Source organism: Psychrobacter sp. CR212 (genome assembly GCF_059693765.1).
The window spans coordinates 558680-579073 of record NZ_JCATIF010000002.1 but is presented as its reverse complement, the minus strand read 5'-3'; the positions used below and the strand labels follow the sequence as shown (position 1 = coordinate 579073).

The window sequence follows — 20394 nt, the reverse complement described above, 5'->3', positions numbered from 1 at the left end:
TGACTAATCGTCCTTTTTATCATCATCACTGTCACCTGGTATGATGGCTTTACCAACAGCGACAGTGCCTTTGACCACACCTTTGGTGGTTTTGTAGGCGATTTTGGCAGGCACGGTGACGATTTTATGGACACAAGCTTGCAAGAAAAACATACTGGCAATAATGACAACAAAATGTAATTTTTTCATAACTTTCCTACGATTCAGTGGCTGCTCTGATGATAGCCATCAGATAGGTGATCATCATAAACGATTAAAACCTTTCCATAAAGCCTCTCTTACTATCAATCTCATACGCATTTACAATATGGATTTACCCATGAATTCTATTCCTCTTTGTCTACCCGACTCTATTACGCCTGAGCAGTTTTTGGCTGAATACTGGCAAAAGAAACCCTTACTCATCAAGCAAGGCTTACCGCAGCTGATCGATATGTTTGAGCCAGATGATATGATTGGTCTTGCCCTTGAAGAAGATGCTAGCGCACGCTTGCTAACCCAAGCAGCCAGTAAAAAAGAAGGTCAGGCACAGTGGCAACTCAAAAAAAGCCCACTGAGCGAGACTGATTTTGAAAACCTACCAGAGCAATGGACCGTATTGGTACAAAACCTTGAACAGTGGTCACCAGAGCTCGGTCAGTTGTGGCAAGCATTTGACTTTATTCCGCAGTGGCAGCGTGACGATATTATGGTTTCCTACGCGCCAGCAGGTGGGTCGGTCGGTAAACATTATGACGACTACGATGTATTTTTGGCACAAGGCTATGGTTCACGGCGCTGGCAGTTGGGCAAATTCTGTGATGAGCAGACAGAGTTTGTTGCTGATGAGCCTATTCGCTTGTTTGACGATATGGGTGAGCTTATCTTTGATGAGATACTAGAAGCGGGTGATGTGCTTTATGTACCGCCTAAATTATCGCACTTTGGGGTGGCACAAGATGACTGTCTGACTTTCTCGTTTGGATGTCGTCGTCCAAATTTAATGCAAATCATCGACAGTGTGGCAGATATTGCAACCAATGACAGTCAGTTATTCATCCCTATGCTACTGCCACAAACGCTACAGAACTCAGGTGAACTGCAAGCGGACAGCATCGCGGCGATCAAAGCGCAATTGCTAGAGATGCTACAATCTGAGCGCGGTGATGATATGATTCGTCAAGCAGTCTCTGAGGTGGTGAGTAAGCGCCAATACGATGCGCTGATGCCAGAGGAAACACTGGATACTGAAGCGCTCATGAAAGCATTGTCTGGGGGTGCGCTATTGCAAGCGGACTATAGCAATCGTCTGCTCTATAATCAAACCCGTGATGGCATCACTCTATATGCCAACGGACAGCGTCTCGATGGGCTTGATGAAGTCGCTATCGCAGTATTAATGCGCTTGGCTGATGGTGAATCATTGAGATATGATGATGTGGCAGACGTTGCAGCTGACGACTTAAGCGAATGGTTAGAAAATGGTTGGATATGGGTCAATATGACTGAATAAAACATAATCATCAAATTTTAGCTGAATAATGCACAATAAAAAAACCGCTATCTGATAATTACTCAGATAGCGGTTTTTTCTTATGCATATTACACAATTACTCGTTCAATACTCATAATGATGTATCAAACGCCGCTTAGTATTTATTAAAACCACTATAAACACTAAACGTGTTGGTCGTTAATACTATTACTCTGTACCAAGCTCAAGCAAGCTCGCGTTACCACCGATTGCTGTGGTGTTAATCGTCTTAACACGCTCAGTGACAAAACGATGCAGATAATCAGGCGTTAGCATCTCAGACAGTCCTTCCATATCAGTGACACTGATGACTTGAGTCAAAATACCATCTGTCTTAGCAAGCTCTTGACTGATGGCTTGTACTTCGCTGTGGTTACCAGAAACGGCCACCTGAGCAAGACGATCAATGTATAAAAGCGTGATGGTTTGCGAGTCATTAGCCACGCTCAATACATCTTCGCTAATACCCGTATCGTACAGGATTTTAGCGGCTTCATTGCACATCTCATCTTGGCTTGGGCAATGCAGTATGACTTCATTACCAGTCAATAATGCGGCTATCAGTTGCCCTAGCACTGCCATTGCTCTGGCTGATTCGCCACCAATGACCATTGTCTTACCACGACCAGTGACGTACAAGTCGTTTGACTCACCTGTCGCACCAGTCATACGATGCGTCTCATCCAAACTAGGAGCCGCGCTCAATAGGTGATTGAATAAACGCTTTGCTTTGTTGGCATCACCAGTCAATAGAGACAACTTTGGAATTGCCGCCTCTAGGTACGTTGCGCGGTTAACTGCGCCAAGTAGTCGCCAAGATTCACAAACCTGGGCATGATTTTTTTTGAATTCAGTCGCCATGTTGCTACTCCTTATGCGAGTTCTGTTTGAGTGGTTGTTTGGGTGTTAGCATTTGCTTGGTTGCTGCCATTTGATTCTGAGCTAAGCTGCATCAGACGTGCAACATAGTGCGGGCCACCTGCTTTCGGGCCAGTACCAGACAGGCCACAACCACCGAATGGCTGGACGTTTACGACCGCGCCGATTTGGTTACGGTTGATATAAGTGTTGCCTACAAAAGCACGGCGCTCGATATGCTCAACAGTTTTTTCGATACGGCTATGGATGCCCATCGTCAAACCAAAGCCTGTGTTGTTGATAGCGTCAATCAGCTTATTCAGATCACGTGCTTGATAGCGCAATACGTGCAGGATTGGACCAAAGTGCTCACCACCAATCACATCAATACTGCTTACCTCGATTGCGGTTGGCAATACAAAGGTAGAGTTTTCTTGGCTGACAACCGAGCTTGAGCTCATTGGTGTTTGAGCCAAGATAGTAGCGGTTGGCTCAGCGTCCATACGGGCGATATGCGCCTCTAAACCATTTTTGGCATCAGCATCAATCACAGGACCCACATCTGTGGCAGCGTATAGTGGATTGCCAACAGAAAGCTCAGCCATATTGCCTTGTAACAGCTCGATCAAATCATCAGCCATCTCTTCCTGTACACATAGTATACGACAAGCTGAACAACGCTGACCTGCTGAACCAAATGCAGATAGAACAGCGTCTTTAACGACTTGCTCTGGTAGTGCTGTTGAATCAACAATCATCGCGTTCTGACCGCCAGTCTCAGCGATAAATACAGGCAACTCGCCACTCGCTTGTGCATGATCATTCAAGCTTTGATTGATACGCTGAGCAGTTTGGGTTGAGCCAGTAAATATCACACCTGCTATGTTATCAGCAGCCGTTAGCGCTCCGCCCACATCACCGGCACCTGTCACCAATTGTAGTGCTTCTGCTGGTACACCCGCTTGATACATGAGTTGCGCACCAAAATGCGCAATCAAGCTGGTTTGCTCGGCAGGCTTAGCGACTACCGTATTACCTGCTGCCAGTGCCGCCACGATTTGACCCGTATAAATAGCCAATGGGAAGTTCCATGGGCTAATACACACAAAAGTGCCACGTGGTTTATAAACTTGACGCGATTGCTTACCAGACAAATCTGTAAACTCATGCACGACATCGTCTAGGCGCTCTGCTTCATCAGCGTAAAAACGACAGAAATCAACGGCTTCTTTGATTTCATCGATGCTGTCTTGCATAGTCTTACCAGCTTCGACTTGGCATAGTGCCATTAGCTCAGCGTAGTTTTCTTCAAATAGCTCAGCGATTTTACGCAAGATTGCTGCACGTTTGGCCACGGCTACGTTTTGCCACGTACTTTGACCAGCGACAGCGACATCAATCGCTTGGCGCGCCAACGCTGCATTGGCATATTTGACTTCACCAGCGCTTACGTCATGATTCCAAGGCGCAAGTACAGGCTGCGCATCAAGCTGATGGGTGACGCCATCTACTTCATATTCATTAATTGCTTGGCCGTTGATGATAGGTGTCGCTGACCATTTTTTATTGAGATGGCTATCAATAGCTGCTTTAAACGGCAACCACTGTGACTCTACAAATATGTTGGGGCCAAAACTTGCACGGCGCGAACCATAAATCTCTAGTGGTAGCGGGATATCTGGGTTGTGCAAGGTTGGGTTGGCAAGTAGCTTGTCATATGGATGCACAGTTAGTTTTTCAATCGGATACGACTTGTCTAATAACTGATGGACAAACGAGCTGTTGGCACCGTTCTCTAACAAACGACGTACCAAATATGGTAGCAAGTCTTTGTGCGCGCCAACTGGTGCATAGATACGTACAGGAATCTCATAAGCTTGCAAAATATGGTCATAAAGTGCATCACCCATACCGTGCAAACGCTGGAATTCAAACTCTTTATGCTGACTCATGGTCATGATTGAAGAAAGCGTGTGCGCATTATGCGTTGCAAACTGTGGCCAGATAAGACCGCGCAGATGGTCTGATAATAAGAAACGCGCACTAGCAAGATATGCGGTATCTGTACCTTCTTTGCGTGTCCAAACTGGATAGCCTGATAGACCTTTTTGCTGAGCAAGTTTGATCTCAGTATCCCAATAAGCGCCTTTTACCAGACGTACTGGAATGCGATCGCCTACTTCAGAAGACAAACGAGCAAGCCAAGCCAATACAGCGATAGCACGTTTAGAATAACCTTGTACAACGATACCTAGGCCATCCCAACCAGCTGTTGAGTTATCACGGTATAGAGACTCAAACAGTTTTAAAGAAATCTCAAGACGATCCGCTTCTTCGGCATCAATACTAAGATCAACATTGACCTCGCGTGCCGCTTCAATAAGGAGCAAGCAGCGTTGACGCAATAGACCCATGACCTGAGCTTCTTGTGTCGCTTCATAGCGAGGATGCAGCGCAGACAATTTGATAGATACTGATGGCTTAGGCATACCTTCTTTGACTTTGACGTTGGCCGTCGCTTTGATCGCATGCAAGTAGTCATTGAAGTATTTTTCAGCATCTCTATGCGTGATAGCCGCTTCACCTAGCATATCGAATGAATAGGTATAACCTTTATTACGATATGGCTGGCTGTTTTTATTGGCGTCTTCGATGGTTTCGCCCAATACAAACTGATGACCCATGATACGCATGGCTTTTTGCATGGCACTACGAATGACAGGCTCACCCATCTTTTTGGTCATGCGATCCAAGAAACCTGATGCAGTAGTGCTGCTATCAATACTGACGACACGGCCTGTCATCATCATGCCCCAAGTAGAGGCATTGACCATGAAACCATTGTCATTTTTGATGTGCTTTTTCCAATCTGCCACACTCATTTTGTCATGAATCAATGCATCAGCAGTATAATTATCCGGCACTCGAATCAACGCTTCTGCCAAACTCATGAGCAAGATACCTTCTTGGGTATCAAGGCTATACTCAAGCAATAATGAGTCAACCATCTTGACGGCTTTGCCATCGTTACGCACATGCTCAACCAGCCTGCGTGTCTGCTCAGCGGCAGCATCACGCTCCTCTGCACTAGGCTTGGCAAGTGGCAATAAATCAGCCAACCAACGCTGTTCATCAACGCTATATAGTGGCGAAATACGCTTATATAACTCTTCTATTGGCTGGGCAAGATACTCTGGCGACAGCATATCAACAGGATTGAACAAAATCGGCTCTTGCGGGGTAAACTGGTCTACTGGGTTCATAACAACTCCATAACTATCGTTTAAAAACCATAATAAATGGTGCTCTAGGAAGTCTGATCGTCCTGCATAACTGCTCGTAACCGCTATCAAAATAGAGGTTATGGAGGGATATTCACAGCAATAATCAAAAGACCAAACGGCGCCATCACAAAACTAGAAAATCCAGCACATGCTGGAGATGGTTAAGTAGGTCGTTCCACTGTTAAACGGGCTACGTTAACAATACAAAGGCAACAACGAAAAATTAAGCGGCATTAGTGCCTTCTTCTTGTTAGTAGTGAAAGGAGTGTGATGGACAAATATCGCTTGAATGAAGTGATAAAAAATCACTTAAACAAGCCCAAACATACCATCTTAAATGTGCAAATTCACTGTAAGAAAAACCTCTACGGCGTTGATTGAGGTGATGCGCTTAACTCGGCTATAATATCATGAAAAAAAAATTCAAACTAACGCTTTTTTTTATTTTTAAAAATAAATTTTTCTTTAAAAAACAAATATTTACAAGAAATTTTTCAGTCATGACGCTTTGGTTATATTTTTTAGTTTACTATTACCGATTAATTATTACCAAAATTTTGAGTTTTAATCGTACCAATTTTGGGCTCACTAGTAAGCTAAGTACCATCTCCAAATAATAAAAACCCTCTTTACCATCAAGTGATAAAGAGGGTTGTATTGTTAGGTCTCATACCTAGCGCGATACGCCTTATAAGAAGATAATTTTAACCAATAGCACAAGAGTCAAAAGCCATACAGCAATGCTGATATCAGCGAACTTACCAGAGATCGCTTTGACCGCGGTAAAGGTGATAAAACCAAGTGCGATGCCATCAGCGATAGAGTATGTCAGCGGCGTGAACAGCAATACAACTACAACAGGCGCCGCTTCTGTTAAGTCGCTCCAGTCGATGTCTTTTAGGGTGCCCATCATCAGTACGGCAACATAAAATATGGCACCGGCCGTCGCGTAGGCTGGGATCATACCGGCTAATGGAGAAAAGAAAATGCTTAGTAAAAATAACACACCAACAGTGACTGCCATCAATCCTGTACGGCCACCTGAGGCAATACCAGAGATACTTTCGATATAACTGGTTGTCGATGACGTACCAAGTAAAGAGCCTGCAACTGTCGCTGTTGAGTCTGCTAATAGCGCCTTGCCCATATTAGGAATATTGCCATCTTTGTCAGTCAACTTTGCTTGGCTAGTGGTTGCAATTAGCGTACCTGCAGTATCAAATAAGTCCACAAATAAGAAAGCGAAGATCACACTGATCATACCAACATCAAATGCGCCAGCGATATCGAGCTGCATCAGTGTCGGCGCGATTGAAGGCGGTGCAGATATGATACCGGTAAACTGTGTATAGCCCATTAGCAAACTAATCAGAGCAACCAGCAAAATACCAATGGTTACCGCACCTGGGACTCTTTTATAAGACAGACCAATAATGACGACAAAACCTAGAGATGCCAATACAGGACCAAATGACGTCATATCACCAAGAGCAACCAAGGTCGCATCATGATTGACGATGATACCTGCACTCTGCAAAGCAATAAAAGCCAAGAATGCACCAATACCAGCGACCACGCCGTTTTTGAGAGAGTTTGGAATCGCATTGATGATTGCCTCACGAATCTTAAAGAGGCTTAATAGAACAAAGATACAACCTGACAAAAACACCGCACCCAGCGCGGTTTGCCATGCATACCCCATACCTAAGACCACGCCATAGGTGAAGAAAGCATTAAGTCCCATGCCTGGCGCTAGTGCCACTGGTAGTCGGGCATAGATACCCATGATGAAACAACCGACTGCTGCGGCCACACAGGTTGCGACAAATACGGCCCCTTTGTCCATACCTGCATCGGCTAAGACATTAGGGTTAACAAAGATAATATAAGCCATCGTCAAAAACGTGGTTATACCAGCGACGATTTCTGTTTTGATCGTGGTATTGTCACCATTAATCCCAAAATAGCGTTCAATTGCATTCATAAGTGTTCGCCCCCAACTGGCTAATAAAAAATCACCACTACCTAAAACTAAACATGACCTCAGCAAAATGGCGATGCCGCAGTAAGAATAATGTAGTAACAAAGCGTAACATATTAGACGAGTTGTCTTACAAACTCAATCGCTGATAATGTCTAACTCGTATAAAAAAGCAATTAAAAATATCACTTTTATAACGATAAAAAGTCTATACAAATTTTAATTTTCTTATAGTCTCTAGCTCAAATCATTTATGTATATTAGTAATGAGTTGCCACCATATTGTTAAAATATTTGATGTATCGTACTTTTTGTCTGGTTAACACATTAATAATGACGTTTCTTTCATTTAGAAGTAAACTAACAGGTTATTATGTTGATGTCTCAGTGGTTGAGCGTGGTCTCAAATAGTCTCTTACTAAACCCGATTGCCGAGATCTTTACTGCGATTAAGATTCAACGATAAAGTATGCTTATTATTTTTAGGGTTCGTTTGGTTTGGATGTCTTTATTTAAACCAGCTGTTGTCAATTATCCGTGAGTCCATTACATGCCTGAATCATTAAATATTATTGATCTTATTACCCAAGCCAGTCTATTGGTACAGATTGTGATGGCGTTATTGCTATTAGCCTCTTTGTTCAGTTGGGTCATTATTTTCCGTATGAGTGCACGGCTCGGTAAAGCCAAAAACTTTGATCAACAATTTGAGACTTGGTTTTGGTCAGGCGAAGATTTAGCAAAGCTGTATCAAGGCGTACAAGGCTCACCTGATCGCCAAGGACTTGAGCAGATTTTTTATGTGGGATTTTCAGAGTACCTGAGAATGCATAAAAAACGTCAACCTAAAGATGACATCATCGACGGTGTTGAACGTAAACTGCGCGTCGGCTTGGGCCGTCAACAGCAATTACTCGAGTCAGGACTGACGACGCTAGCGAGTATCGGCTCGGTGGCTCCTTACATTGGACTGTTTGGAACCGTTTGGGGCATCATGAACGCGTTTTTGGGACTGTCGCAAACCGAGCAAGCCACCCTAGCCTCTGTCGCGCCTGGTATTGCTGAGGCGCTGATTGCGACAGCCATGGGCTTGTTTGCCGCTATTCCTGCTGTATTGGCATACAATCACTTTACGGCAAAATCTAGCCGTCTTTATGATTCACGAGCACTGTTCTGTGACGAGATGACAGGCATGCTACAGCGCGAGACCAGTGTGCAAATCCCCGTTGCTAGAGAGACGCAAGTGAGTGCCACTCAGGTGAATGGGCTATGAAACCAAACCCCTATCGCCGTGAGAAAAAAGCGCTGAATGCAGAGATGAATGTCGTTCCCTACATCGACGTTATGCTGGTGCTATTGGTGATATTTATGGTGACCGCACCCATGCTCATTACGGGTGTCGATGTTGATTTGCCAAAAGAGCAAACCAATACCATGAGTCAGAGCCAGTTGCCCGTCATTGTCTCATTGACTGACAGGGGCGAGATTTTTATCAGTTATGAAAATAATATCGACTTACCTATTAGTGAGCCTGAGCTAATTAACACTTTATCCAACTTACAGTCTCAGAGCGGTAATACCAACACTGAGCCATTGCAAGTGATGATTAATGCTGATCAAAATAACCAATATGGCGCTATCATGACGCTCATGGCAACTTTGCAGCAGGCAGGTATTGAAAAAGTAGGGTTATTGACTGGTGCGCCTCTACCGACGCCATCACTCCAATAGCTATACCTTCTATATAGGTATGTCACATCATAGCAGCCAATCCGATAAACCACGTTCATGAGTATCCATACCATGCATAATGCGCCTGCCGTCTATGTCCCCACCGAACCTGAAGGCAACGGGCTAACACTGCCTACGTTACTCAGTTTGCTAGCACATGGTCTTATAATCGGCATACTGGTTTATAACTATCAGACCACTGAGGTTGAGACTGCTGGTAGCATCGAGACGGTCATGGTATCTCCTGAGCAGCTCGCTGAAATGCAAGGACAGATATTGGCCAATCGTGCAGCAGCCAGCGCCATGCAAATGGACAGCAGCACCAGCGACTCAGCCAGTAGCGCTCAACAAGAAACCTCAAGTAGTAGTAGCTCAAGCGCTCAAAATCCAAGCCAGCCGAACTCTCAGCGTGTCCCTGTGTTTACGCGATCTGACGAGCCTGCCAGTCAGCCTATGCTTATGACTGAAGAGCAACATCAACGCCTGCGCGAGCAAAACCAAGAATATGAGCGCAGAATGGCTGAGTGGGCAGCGCAGCTAGACGAATCCGCGATAGAGGAGCTTGATCAAGTAGAGCAAGACAAAAGAGAGCAGATGATCGAAGAGCAAAAAAGGCTCGGAGATTTTCGTCAAAAGCAAAACAACCCACCCAAGATCAGACGCCCCACGGCTAACGATCGTAATATACAGATTGATACCGATGGCTCTGGCAATGCAGGCCGAACCTTTAGTCTCTCAGATGGTCAATCAACCATCTCCGGCGACACCTCAACTTCTAGTACTTCTAAAGGTAGTAGTCGCTCTGCCTCAAGTGGTAGTCGCGGTGCCAGCAATAGTGAAATCATCAATCTAATCAAGCGCAACTATACGCCGCCTACCGCAGCGAAAGGCTCTACCCAGCGTGCCACCTTAACCATCACCGTTAATGCCAATGGTGACGTGGTCAATGTCACCGCATCTGGTCCTGATAGCGTCGTCAATGAAGCTGCCAGACAAGCAGTGCTCAACACAGGTAGCCTACCAATCGATACTGATGACCCAAAATATCCTACCTTTACTATACAGTTTAAAGGTAGCAATTAATCAGTTGCTAGCGTCTTGTATTATTGATAACGTGATGTTAAGCGGCTTTTATCGCATCGTTTTTTCATCTAAATACTTGCCTCATCGACTATAAAAATGACTATCATATTAATTTTAGGAGCGCCATTGACCCATGTATACTCATAAAAAACTACTAGCCTCTTTACTTGCGGGTAGTTCAGCATTACTTATCTCGCAAAACGTGCTCGCAGCCCCTGTCGTATTAGAATTGGACTATGAGATTCCTGTCCAACAAAACCAAGTCGCGTTTGTACCATTCGCAGGCGATTCTGTTTTGTCCCCTATTATTTTAAATGATTTGAATAATACAGAACTAAAAATCACTAGCCAAAACCTACCGCAGCAGCCACGCAGCAGTAGCGAGCTGGCAGGCACACTGCCAGTATGGCAAAGTATGGGCATACCTTATTTGGTCGTCGGCAGCACTCGTACCAATCGCGGCAAAATCGTCACCGATTATGAGGTCATCGATGTCAAATCTGGTCGCGTGATAGAAGGCAAGCAAAGCCTAACCGCTGACAATAACAGAGAAAGCATGCGCTACGCCGGTCACGTCATCGCAGATAAAGTCTATGAGCTGATTACGGGCATTCCAGGGGATTTCTCAGGGCGTATTGCTTATATAGAAGAAACAGGCACTGGCAAACAAAAAGTCTCTCGTCTAAAAGTGATGGATGCTGATGGTGAAAACGCCAAAACCATCACTGAGGTAGCAGGGTCTATCTTCTCACCAGCATGGTCACCTGACGGCAATCGCATTGCCTACTCGGTACAACGTGAAAAATCATATCCCGTCATCTACATTCAAAACGTCAGTGGCGGCGGCGCCAGTGTGCTAACGCCTTTTTCTGGTAGTAACTTGAGTCCGTCATTCTCTCCTGATGGCAGCAAAATCCTATTTTCTAGTAGTTTTGAGGGTAGCGCCGATATCTATGAGATAAGCGCAAGCGGCGGTACGCCTAAACGCCTCACTAATTTGCCAAGCAGTGAGGTGCAGCCAAGCTACGCTCCTGATGGCAAGTCATTTGTATTTGTCAGTGACAAAACTGGATTCAATAAACCACAAGTCTATCGTTATGAGTTTGGCTCGGGACGCACCACCAAAGTATCAAATGGTGGCTATGCGACTAGCCCGCAGTTTAGCAGCGACGGAACACAAATCGCCTTTTTAAGTGGACGCTCAGCCGCGATTATGAATAGCAATGGTGCGGTGACGACCAACCTTGGTAATACGGGTATCGATGAAGCCCCAAGCTTCTCACCCAATGGCAAGCGCGTGGTCTATGCGTCAACCCAAGGCGGCAAAGGTGTACTAACGATTAAATCATTGAATGGTGGCGAAGCGTTCGGCAAATCAGGACAAGGCATCATCCGCTCACCCGTATGGTCATCAAGTCCAAACTAATTTAGGCAACTTAGGCAACTGAATCACAACGTTAGAATCTGCTCATACAAAAAGCCTCAATCATATTCATTATGATTGAGGCTTTTTTGTGTCATAAGCTGCTAGAAGAAAAATGATAAAACCTACTTAGTAAAACCTGCCCGCCGTCTTATGCACTCTTCTTAGGCACCCTTCATTCGAACTCATTTTTCTTCCTTATTGTTAGTAATAAACCCGTAAACCGGTTAGTACCAAAAAAAACATTGCATTAACTTTCATTTTACCTATATCCTAAATAGGTCTGACTAATTGGTCAGGTTATTTAGATATTGGCCAACAAATATAAACTATTGCTGTTGTCTATTTTAAGGTCGGGAACTTACCCCTATTATTTGAATCGATAAAAAATAGGTTAAGGATTGGGTTTTAATTTTTATCTAATGATTTGTTACGTTGTCTGATATATACAGTTAATTGGGTGCTAAGCAGTTATTCTAGGAGGAAACCACCATGAGTGAAAACGTTCCAGCAAATACTGATTTATTATATAGACTGCACGACCGCCCCAACCCTATCAAAGCATTCTTAGGTGCCATACAGCACGTACTTGCTGCTTTCGTTGGTATTATTACCCCTTCATTAATCATCGGTGGCACTTTAGGCCTAGGGGAACATATTCCTTATCTTCTTAGCATGTCGTTGATCGTATCTGGGGTAGCGACTTTTATTCAAACTCGAAAAGTAGGGCCAATTGGCTCTGGTCTTATGGCACTGCAAGGCACCAGTTTTGGTTTTTTGGCGGCAGTATTGACAGCAGGATTTGTAGTAAAAAACCGCGGTGGTAGTCCTGAAGAGATTTTATCCGTTATCTTTGGTGTGTCGTTTCTCGGCGCATTTGTTGAGATATTTTTGAGTCAATTTATCACCAAACTCAAATCATTTATGAGCCCTATTGTTACTGGCTGTGTGATTGTCACGATTGGTTTGTCCCTAACAAAGGTAGGTCTCACTGATTTGGCAGGTGGGTTTGGTGCTGAGGATTTCGGTAGTATTCCAAACCTACTCTTAGGTGGTGGCGTACTCGTCAGTGTGGTGCTCATTAGCATTATTAACAATAAGGTTATTCGCTCAAGTGCTATCTTTATCGGTCTGATGTTAGGCTTGCTCGCTGCCGTATTTATGGGGCGCATTGATTTTTCATTGGTGTCTGAAGCGGATTTTTTCACCGTTCCCATTCCCTTTAAATATGGTTTTGGTTTTGATTGGCAGGCATTTATTCCCATTGCCTTTATGTACATCATCACCAGTATTGAGACCTCGGGTGATTTGACCGCTACCTCGATGATTTCAGGCGAACCGATCAAAGGCCCGCTCTATGAGAAGCGCATTAAAGGTGGTGTGTTGGGTGATGGTGTCAACTCGCTGATTGCGGCTGTATTCAACACTTTTCCTGTGACAACCTTTAGCCAAAATAACGGCGTGATTCAAATGACAGGTATTGCCAGTCGCTATGTTGGTTTTTATGTTGGCGGTATCTTGTGCCTGATGGGTCTATTTCCTATCCTTGGTGCGATTTTCACGCAGCTGCCCAAGCCTGTCGTAGGCGGGGTCACGCTACTGATGTTTGCCACTGTCGCAACTGCGGGTATTCGTATACTATCCACCGTGGATTTTACCCATCGTAATGTCTTGATTATCGCCACGTCACTAGGATTAGCAACGGGTATTGCATTCGTTCCTGACGTACTCTCACAGACGCCGCAATTTTTCCAAAACATCTTTGGCTCAGCGGTGACGATGTCCGGTATTGTGGCAATCACGCTTGATATGATCCTACCAAAAAACTACGGTGTGGAATTTGATACGGCTGAACAACATGCCGAAGATGGCTTAAAAACAGCGCAAAAAGTGGCATAAATTTGAATGTTTAGCCCTGTCTAAAAGTAAAACGAGGTGCCATAAAATTTGTTTGTGCACCTCGTCCTCTATGATCCCTTAATCACAATGACTTAACTGTATATAATCATTCAAGTCCACAGCCTCGTAAAATAAAAGGCACTAGAAAATCTGCTGCGCGCGCTTCATCTTCTGCGTCATAAGCTGTTTTGTCCATCAGGCCGACAATTTCAATCTCAAATTCAGCGTAACGCTGGGTCGTCGCCCATATCAAAATTAGTAGTTGCAGGGGATCTGTAATCCCAATCTTGCCTTGCTTATGCCACTCTTTCATGACTTGCGCTTTATCATTTACCCAGTCTTTCATCGTTGTTGACATAAATTCGTGCAAGTGAGGCGCACCGCCAATGACTTCAATGGCAAACAACTTATGACGACTAGGATTGACAAAAGCTTGATGCAGCTTTGTACGGACAAATTTTTCAATGACGGTTTTTGGATCGCTGTCCACTGTCATCGTCACCAAGCCGTCATTCCACTCTTCAATAATCGAGCGTAGCACCGCCATATATAGGTTTTTTTTGTTTTTAAAATAATAGTGAACGTTGGCTTTAGGCAGTCCTGCTCGATCAGCGATGCCTTGCATTGTAGCGCCGCGATAGCTTTGGAGCACGAACTCCTCTTCAGCCGCTGCCAGTATCAACGCTTGATTGTGCGCGCGCGTAACTTGTTGACTACGATGCGATGGCGCATCAATAGTCAGGATATCCTCTTTCTGATTATCTTGAGTCATAACAATGGTATCTCACTCCAAGTGGCTGGTTCGACAAAATAGTCGCTATATTTTTGAATGTTTTTATATATCAATGCACAGATTTTCGCAGTAAGAACCACCAAACAAAAAATTCTCATAAAACAGTTGACCAATTAGTCAGGTTTTAGCAGAATGGTAATTATAAATCACACGTATTACGACCAAAACTATACTGCCATGTCATTTTGCGGCTCAACTATTAGTATTTCCTCAAAAAATACGTTCTGTATCGTCAATTTATCATGATTAGAAAGCTAGCAACTTAAATACGCACTGTGGGTTTGCTTAAATAAAAATGCAAACGTCGAAAAACTAAAAAATGAACCATAAAAACATCGATTGCTATCGCTAAGTCTAAGCAAAAAACCACCATGTATAAACCTTTATTAAACAATAGTTATCCAGTCCACATAATGGGCTGTCATATCAACAAAAAGGATATCACCATGAGCTTAACCTTAGCGCAATTTAATGATTTGTCTCAGGAAGTAGCCATTGCTCAGCTTTTAATCTGCTGTACCAGTAGCGTTTGGGCAAATAAGCTTGCCAATGCGCGTCCTTTTGCAGATTTCGATGCGCTCTTAGCGAATAGCGATGCTATCTGGCATGACGTGCAAACCAATGAGGCCAACTTGCTAGAAGCGTTCGATGGACATCCACAAATCGGTAATGTGGCTTCTTTAAAAGAGAAATATCGCAATACACAAGATAGCGCCGCACATGAGCAGTCTGGCGCTAACGATGCAGCAGACGATGTACTCGAAGCGCTCGCTAAAGGCAATCAAGATTATCTTGATAAATTTGGTTTTATTTTTATTGTCTTTGCAACCGGCAAAAGCGCGGCGCAAATGCTCGATCTGCTATTAGCACGCCTGCCAAACGACCGTGCCACAGAGCTGGTCAATGCCGCCGCAGAACAAAATAAAATCACACGTTTACGTCTGCGCAAACTATTAGGTAATGCTTAGATGATCAACAGCTATCAAACCACATTATTACTATCAATGTTTGTCCGACGTTCTACTTATCAAATACGCTAGCATCATTACTCTATTTACGTCTTTACTAAATACAAAGGAAGCCTTATGTCTGCCACCTTATCGTCACATATCTTAGACACACACCTTGGCACGCCTGCTGCTGATATCGCCGTCCGCCTACACCGCATACCAGACAGCGGTGACACGATACTGCTTGCGCATGGGACGACCAATAGCGATGGTCGCGTGACACCAGATGCTTGGCAGTTTGAGTCAAGCATTGATGGCACTGAGCGTCAGCTAGATACGGGGCGCTATACCGTGACGTTTGATACTCAGGCATATTTTGACGCCCAGCAGTTGACGGCATTCTATCCGCAGGTAGTCATCGACTTTGTGATAAAAGACGCAAGCCACTATCACGTGCCATTACTTCTGAGTGCGCATGGTTATAGTACCTACCGCGGCTCATAACCGACCCTTATTATCAAAAAACTGTGAGCGAAAGTCGCTATCTGCTCATAGCCATTTTATTTAGACACTGTCATATTAAAGGACACTTACCGCATGGGCGCCTATCTTCTCGAATGGTTGAGTTTATTTTTTCGCTGGTTTCATGTTATCGCAGGGGTGGCATGGATTGGTGCATCGTTTTATTTTGTGTGGCTGGATCTGAGCCTACGCAAGCCGCCACAGTGGAAAGCAGACAAAGGCATCTCAGGTGATCTTTGGGCTGTGCATGGCGGCGGGTTTTATGAGATTGCCAAATACAAGCTCGAACCAGAGGAAATGCCAAAGACGCTACATTGGTTTAAGTGGGAAGCGTATACCACGTGGCTGACGGGTGCGGCGATGATGTCGATCGTCTATTATGCCAATGCAACTGCCTATCTGATCGATCCAAGCAAAGTGCCTTTTACCAGTATCGGTGCCATTGCGACAAGCTTGCTGTTTTTATTTGGTAGTTACTTTATTTATGAAGTCATTGTGCGCAGTCATTTGGGCAAAAACGCCTTTATTTTTAGCACCCTGATTTTTATTTTGCTGGTTATCGCGAGTTGGGGCTCTTATCAGCTGTTTAGTGATCGCGCCTCATTCATTCATATCGGTGCTATCTTGGGCACGGTCATGGTCGGTAACGTATTCTTCGGTATTATGCCAGCGCAGCGCGCACTCGTTGACTGTGTGCGGCGCGGTGAAAAACCGGGCAAAGAAGTCGCTGAATTGGCACTGCAAGCCAAAAACCGCTCACTGATGAATAACTACTTTACCCTGCCGCTCATCTTTACCATGATTAGCAACCACTATCCGATGATGTATGCTCATGAAAAAGGTTGGTTGGTCTTGGTGTTTGTTGGCGTTATCACTGCAATGGCACGTCATTATTTTAACCAAAAACATTTAGGGCATAAAAAACCACGCTACTTGGTTATCCCAGCCATACTGACGGTATTATTAATTATCTGGATGCGACCTGAACCAATTGATCCAGCGCCTGCAATGCCTACTACTGCCTCCGTAACACCTACGACAACTAATAGCACCCCAACAGCTACAAGCGCGACTACTAATACTAATACCAATACTGATAACGTCAATAATAGCAGTGTTAGCAATAATGCCGCCACTGCTGCTGAAGCCGTACCAGTGAGCGCATCAGCAGATGACGCTATGATGGATGTTGTACATACGCGCTGTAGCACTTGTCATGCGGTGCAGCCCACACAGCAAGGTTTCGCCGCGCCTCCAGCCGGTATCATTTTGCAAACACCAGAAGACCTAAAAACACACAAAGCAAAAATCGTTACTGCGGTACAAACTGGCTATATGCCACTTGGTAATATCACTCAGTTAACAGATACAGAACGTCAGCAGCTTGTAGCGTACGCATCATCCTTGTAGGTTGTTATCAATAGAAAACTTTCCTTGGCGAGCAATATTCAATTAAATATTTAAGGCTCTACGAGATATAGGAACATAAACAATGAGCAAAAAAATCATCAGTGATTTTGATCTGAGTACGTATCCCCGCGACCTAAAAGGCTACGGTGGCAAGCCACCAAAAGCCAATTGGCCAGGCGGTGCAAAAATCGCCGTACAGTTTGTCTTGAATATCGAAGAAGGGGCAGAAAATAGCGTCATCCATGGCGATGGACAGTCCGAGCGCTTTTTGTCGGATATCTTGGGTACGCCTGAATTTAACAACCGTCACCAGTCTATCGAGTCAGCATTTGAATACGGCAGCCGTGTTGGTGTGTGGCGGGTGTTGGATGTGTTTAAAGAGTACGGCGCTCCTATCACCACTTTTACTTGTGCTGCCGCTGCCGAAAAAACCCCGCATATTATCGAGCGCGTATTAGAAGACGGTCATGAGATTGCCAGTCACGGTCTACGCTGGATTACTTATCAATATATGTATCGCGAGACGGAACGTGAGCACATCCGCCGTGCTACTAACATATTTGAGCGCATGCTCGGCAAGCAGCCGCTCGGTTGGTACACGGGACGCGATAGCCCAAACACGCGCGAGCTGGTCGTCGAACAAGGTGGCTATCACTATGACTCTGACTCCTATGGCGATGAGCTGCCCTACTGGCTCAATGTCAAAGCCCAAGATGGCAATACAATCACACGCAAGCCGCATTTGGTCATCCCTTATAGTTTAGAGACCAATGACATGCGCTTTTCTTCTAGCCCGGGGTTTACCCATGCCGAGCCATTTTATCAATACCTCAAAGACAGCTTTGACACCCTGTATGAAGAAGGCGCAGAAACCCCAAAAATGCTGACCATCGGTTTGCATTGCCGTATTATCGGACGGGCAGGACGTATCAAGGCGCTAAAACAGTTTTTGCAATACATCACCAATAAGCCTGACGTGTGGATATGCCGCCGTGATGAGATCGCGAAGCACTGGTACGACAACCATCCAGCAACACCAGACAATACAGCCAACTGGATGTAGCTTTTGCCATTGCCTCGCTCATTGAATACATCGCAGTGTGTCGAATAAATAAAACAAGCGGCACACGATCAATTAAACCTAATATTAAACAAAAGGAATCATAATGAGTCAAAACACTTCAGAAGTCGGACAAATCATCTCAGCAAACAATCTGCCTGAGAGCCTGCCAGCCTTTACTAAAAAATCTAACGTGGCTGACAGTCGTTTGGGTGCCAAAGCGTTGTTTGCGACCGATGACTTTTTTGCGGATAAAAGCCGTATCCTAAATCCTGATGCGCCTATTTTTGTGGTCGGCAAATTTGATGATAACGGTAAATGGATGGACGGCTGGGAGACGCGCCGTAAGCGTCATTTGGGCTATGATTATTTAGTCATTCAGCTGGCGCGTCCAACCAAAATCGCGGGTCTCGATATTGATACCAGTCACTTTACGGGTAACTTCCCCTCTTCTGCCAGTGTCGATGCTTTATACGCGCCAGAGCTACTACAGCAAGATGAAACTGAGCTTACTAGTCTCAGTAAAAAAGACTGGGACAGTAAAAACTGGCAGGCGCTAGTGGATATGACGCCGCTACAAGGACACAATCATGAGTTTATCGAAACTGATAACGAGCAAGCGGTCACCCATATCCGTTTGAATATTTACCCAGATGGCGGCGTGGCTCGATTGCGTGTCTATGGTGATATCCAACTTGATGCGAGCCTCAACGATCAAGGTGAGATGCTCGACTTGGCAGGCGCGTTAAATGGCGGTCGTGCAATCGCCAGTAACGACGCACATTTTGGTGCCGCCAGCAATCTACTGTTACCGACCAAAGCGCCCAATATGGGGGATGGCTGGGAGACGCGTCGCCGCCGTGAGCCAGGCAATGACTGGTGCATTATTGCCTTAGGTCAAGCAGGTATCGTGGATTCTATCGAAATCGATACCGCTCATTTTAAAGGCAACTACCCTGATAAAGTATCCATTCAAGCCGTCTACTCGCCAAATACCCCAGAGCAAACCTTGGTCACTCAAAGTATGTTTTGGGATACGTTGCTTAAGCCGCAGAAAACCAATGCGGATGATGTCCATACCTTTGGTAACGACAAGCTCCTGATAGACCAGCCTATCACGCATATTCGAGTCAACATCTTCCCCGATGGCGGTATCAGCCGCGTGCGCGTGTTTGGCAAAGTGGCAGATCATGTTAGTACTACTGATAATACAGAGGTTAAATAATGAGTGTTATCTTAACCGCTCAGCCTCTGACCAAAGCCAACTTTGCCCCTTACGGCTCGGTTATCGAGCGCTATAGTGAGGAGGAGCAAACCGCTGACAATACTTATGAGATCAATAATGGCTATGCGGTTCGCCATCATGCGCTTGCTGCGAGTCAGCTTGAGGGTGGCACTGTCGGTATGAGTATCTTTCGAGCCAAAAAACGTGAGAATCCGATTGCCCTCTCCGTCATGGAGTATCATCCGTTTGGCACACAAGCATTTGTCTCGATGGAAGGTCAGGATTATGTCATCGTCGTTGCCAAAGCAGGTACGCCGCCGCAGTCGGCAGACGATCTGGCCGTGTTTTATGCCAAGTCTCATCAAGGCGTACAGTATGATGCCAACGTCTGGCATCATCCGCTATTGGCGCTTGGACGCGACAGTGATTTTTTGGTGATTGATCGTATCAATGGCGAAGGTAATAACTGCCATGAGATAGATATTACGGAATGGGGTGTGCTTATTGAGTTAGAAGACGTCAGTTAGAAGACGTCAGTTAGAAGACGTCAGTTAGAAAATGTCAGTTAGAAAAAAAGCCGCCAAGCTATCTCATAAGCACAGAACAAAAGAAACAGATCAAACCGATAAAAGCCCCGTTTATGATATATAAACGGGGCTTTT

General features: G+C 44.9%; 17 protein-coding genes. 12 read left to right on the top strand and 5 right to left on the bottom strand.

Annotation, left to right across the window (positions count from 1 at the left end):
- Positions 1-3: 3 nt before the first annotated feature.
- Complete coding sequence (locus AC58CZ_RS06710; RefSeq protein ID WP_494224421.1) at positions 4-189, bottom strand: NF038104 family lipoprotein; 186 nt, start codon at positions 187-189, stop codon at positions 4-6.
- Between the two features lie 130 nt (positions 190-319).
- Between AC58CZ_RS06710 and AC58CZ_RS06705 the strand changes: the two genes are divergently transcribed.
- Positions 320-1492 carry a JmjC domain-containing protein gene (locus AC58CZ_RS06705; RefSeq protein WP_494224420.1) on the top strand — a complete coding sequence of 391 codons (1173 nt, stop codon included), beginning with the start codon at positions 320-322 and terminating at the stop codon, positions 1490-1492.
- A gap of 189 nt (positions 1493-1681) precedes the next feature.
- Here the strand turns inward: AC58CZ_RS06705 and AC58CZ_RS06700 are convergent, their stop codons facing one another.
- The 3 genes from AC58CZ_RS06700 to AC58CZ_RS06690 all read right to left on the bottom strand — a co-directional run bounded on the left by AC58CZ_RS06700 (position 1682) and on the right by AC58CZ_RS06690 (position 7639).
- Entirely contained in the window at positions 1682-2374 is a 693-nt protein-coding gene (locus AC58CZ_RS06700) for a 1-pyrroline-5-carboxylate dehydrogenase (protein ID WP_494224419.1), read from the bottom strand.
- An 11-nt stretch (positions 2375-2385) separates the two neighbouring features.
- Positions 2386-5634 carry a bifunctional proline dehydrogenase/L-glutamate gamma-semialdehyde dehydrogenase PutA gene (putA, locus tag AC58CZ_RS06695; RefSeq protein ID WP_494224418.1) on the bottom strand — a complete coding sequence of 1083 codons (3249 nt, stop codon included), beginning with the start codon at positions 5632-5634 and terminating at the stop codon, positions 2386-2388.
- 709 nt (positions 5635-6343) lie between these two features.
- A complete protein-coding gene (locus tag AC58CZ_RS06690) occupies positions 6344-7639 on the bottom strand; it encodes an NCS2 family permease (RefSeq protein WP_093069039.1) in 1296 nt (431 codons plus the stop codon).
- A 547-nt stretch (positions 7640-8186) separates the two neighbouring features.
- Here AC58CZ_RS06690 and tolQ point away from each other — a divergent pair.
- The 5 genes from tolQ to AC58CZ_RS06665 all read left to right on the top strand — a co-directional run bounded on the left by tolQ (position 8187) and on the right by AC58CZ_RS06665 (position 13772).
- Complete coding sequence (gene tolQ / locus AC58CZ_RS06685) at positions 8187-8909, top strand: protein TolQ (protein WP_494224417.1); 723 nt, start codon at positions 8187-8189, stop codon at positions 8907-8909.
- Positions 8906-9367: a protein TolR gene (gene tolR / locus AC58CZ_RS06680; protein ID WP_494224416.1), complete on the top strand. Its 462-nt coding sequence runs from the start codon at positions 8906-8908 to the stop codon at positions 9365-9367. The genes tolQ and tolR overlap by 4 nt, the downstream gene beginning before the upstream one ends.
- 57 nt (positions 9368-9424) lie before the next feature.
- A complete protein-coding gene (locus AC58CZ_RS06675; RefSeq protein ID WP_494224415.1) occupies positions 9425-10450 on the top strand; it encodes a cell envelope integrity TolA family protein in 1026 nt (341 codons plus the stop codon).
- Positions 10451-10583: 133 nt separating this feature from the next.
- Positions 10584-11876, top strand: a complete 1293-nt coding sequence (locus tag AC58CZ_RS06670) for a translocation protein TolB (RefSeq protein WP_494224414.1) — start codon at positions 10584-10586, stop codon at positions 11874-11876.
- 489 nt (positions 11877-12365) lie between these two features.
- Positions 12366-13772 carry a nucleobase:cation symporter-2 family protein gene (locus AC58CZ_RS06665; protein WP_423608543.1) on the top strand — a complete coding sequence of 469 codons (1407 nt, stop codon included), beginning with the start codon at positions 12366-12368 and terminating at the stop codon, positions 13770-13772.
- Positions 13773-13878: 106 nt separating this feature from the next.
- Here the strand turns inward: AC58CZ_RS06665 and AC58CZ_RS06660 are convergent, their stop codons facing one another.
- Positions 13879-14544 carry a TetR family transcriptional regulator C-terminal domain-containing protein gene (locus tag AC58CZ_RS06660; RefSeq protein ID WP_494224413.1) on the bottom strand — a complete coding sequence of 222 codons (666 nt, stop codon included), beginning with the start codon at positions 14542-14544 and terminating at the stop codon, positions 13879-13881.
- A 467-nt stretch (positions 14545-15011) separates the two neighbouring features.
- Here AC58CZ_RS06660 and uraD point away from each other — a divergent pair, with 467 nt between their 5' ends.
- From uraD to AC58CZ_RS06630, 6 genes are all read left to right on the top strand, one after another.
- On the top strand, positions 15012-15533 hold the full coding sequence (gene uraD / locus AC58CZ_RS06655; protein ID WP_494224412.1) for a 2-oxo-4-hydroxy-4-carboxy-5-ureidoimidazoline decarboxylase: 522 nt from the start codon (positions 15012-15014) through the stop codon (positions 15531-15533).
- 117 nt (positions 15534-15650) lie between these two features.
- Complete coding sequence (gene uraH, locus AC58CZ_RS06650; protein WP_427617527.1) at positions 15651-16019, top strand: hydroxyisourate hydrolase; 369 nt, start codon at positions 15651-15653, stop codon at positions 16017-16019.
- 93 nt (positions 16020-16112) lie between these two features.
- Positions 16113-17447: a urate hydroxylase PuuD gene (locus AC58CZ_RS06645; protein ID WP_494224411.1), complete on the top strand. Its 1335-nt coding sequence runs from the start codon at positions 16113-16115 to the stop codon at positions 17445-17447.
- A gap of 82 nt (positions 17448-17529) precedes the next feature.
- Positions 17530-18510, top strand: a complete 981-nt coding sequence (puuE, locus tag AC58CZ_RS06640; RefSeq protein WP_494224410.1) for an allantoinase PuuE — start codon at positions 17530-17532, stop codon at positions 18508-18510.
- Between the two features lie 103 nt (positions 18511-18613).
- A complete protein-coding gene (gene alc, locus AC58CZ_RS06635) occupies positions 18614-19732 on the top strand; it encodes an allantoicase (protein ID WP_494224409.1) in 1119 nt (372 codons plus the stop codon).
- Positions 19732-20259: an ureidoglycolate lyase gene (locus AC58CZ_RS06630; protein WP_494224408.1), complete on the top strand. Its 528-nt coding sequence runs from the start codon at positions 19732-19734 to the stop codon at positions 20257-20259. The genes alc and AC58CZ_RS06630 overlap by 1 nt, the downstream gene beginning before the upstream one ends.
- Positions 20260-20394 lie beyond the last annotated feature (135 nt).

Excerpts from the sequence above, each read along its gene's own strand:
- AC58CZ_RS06710 (WP_494224421.1), bottom strand. The coding sequence starts at position 189 with ATGAAAAAATTACATTTTGTTGTCATTATTGCCAGTATGTTTTTCTTG.
- AC58CZ_RS06705 (WP_494224420.1), top strand. The coding sequence starts at position 320 with ATGAATTCTATTCCTCTTTGTCTACCCGACTCTATTACGCCTGAGCAG.
- AC58CZ_RS06700 (WP_494224419.1), bottom strand. The coding sequence starts at position 2,374 with ATGGCGACTGAATTCAAAAAAAATCATGCCCAGGTTTGTGAATCTTGG.
- putA (WP_494224418.1), bottom strand. The coding sequence starts at position 5,634 with ATGAACCCAGTAGACCAGTTTACCCCGCAAGAGCCGATTTTGTTCAAT.
- AC58CZ_RS06690 (WP_093069039.1), bottom strand. The coding sequence starts at position 7,639 with ATGAATGCAATTGAACGCTATTTTGGGATTAATGGTGACAATACCACG.
- tolQ (WP_494224417.1), top strand. The coding sequence starts at position 8,187 with ATGCCTGAATCATTAAATATTATTGATCTTATTACCCAAGCCAGTCTA.
- tolR (WP_494224416.1), top strand. The coding sequence starts at position 8,906 with ATGAAACCAAACCCCTATCGCCGTGAGAAAAAAGCGCTGAATGCAGAG.
- AC58CZ_RS06675 (WP_494224415.1), top strand. The coding sequence starts at position 9,425 with ATGAGTATCCATACCATGCATAATGCGCCTGCCGTCTATGTCCCCACC.
- AC58CZ_RS06670 (WP_494224414.1), top strand. The coding sequence starts at position 10,584 with ATGTATACTCATAAAAAACTACTAGCCTCTTTACTTGCGGGTAGTTCA.
- AC58CZ_RS06665 (WP_423608543.1), top strand. The coding sequence starts at position 12,366 with ATGAGTGAAAACGTTCCAGCAAATACTGATTTATTATATAGACTGCAC.
- AC58CZ_RS06660 (WP_494224413.1), bottom strand. The coding sequence starts at position 14,544 with ATGACTCAAGATAATCAGAAAGAGGATATCCTGACTATTGATGCGCCA.
- uraD (WP_494224412.1), top strand. The coding sequence starts at position 15,012 with ATGAGCTTAACCTTAGCGCAATTTAATGATTTGTCTCAGGAAGTAGCC.
- uraH (WP_427617527.1), top strand. The coding sequence starts at position 15,651 with ATGTCTGCCACCTTATCGTCACATATCTTAGACACACACCTTGGCACG.
- AC58CZ_RS06645 (WP_494224411.1), top strand. The coding sequence starts at position 16,113 with ATGGGCGCCTATCTTCTCGAATGGTTGAGTTTATTTTTTCGCTGGTTT.
- puuE (WP_494224410.1), top strand. The coding sequence starts at position 17,530 with ATGAGCAAAAAAATCATCAGTGATTTTGATCTGAGTACGTATCCCCGC.
- alc (WP_494224409.1), top strand. The coding sequence starts at position 18,614 with ATGAGTCAAAACACTTCAGAAGTCGGACAAATCATCTCAGCAAACAAT.
- AC58CZ_RS06630 (WP_494224408.1), top strand. The coding sequence starts at position 19,732 with ATGAGTGTTATCTTAACCGCTCAGCCTCTGACCAAAGCCAACTTTGCC.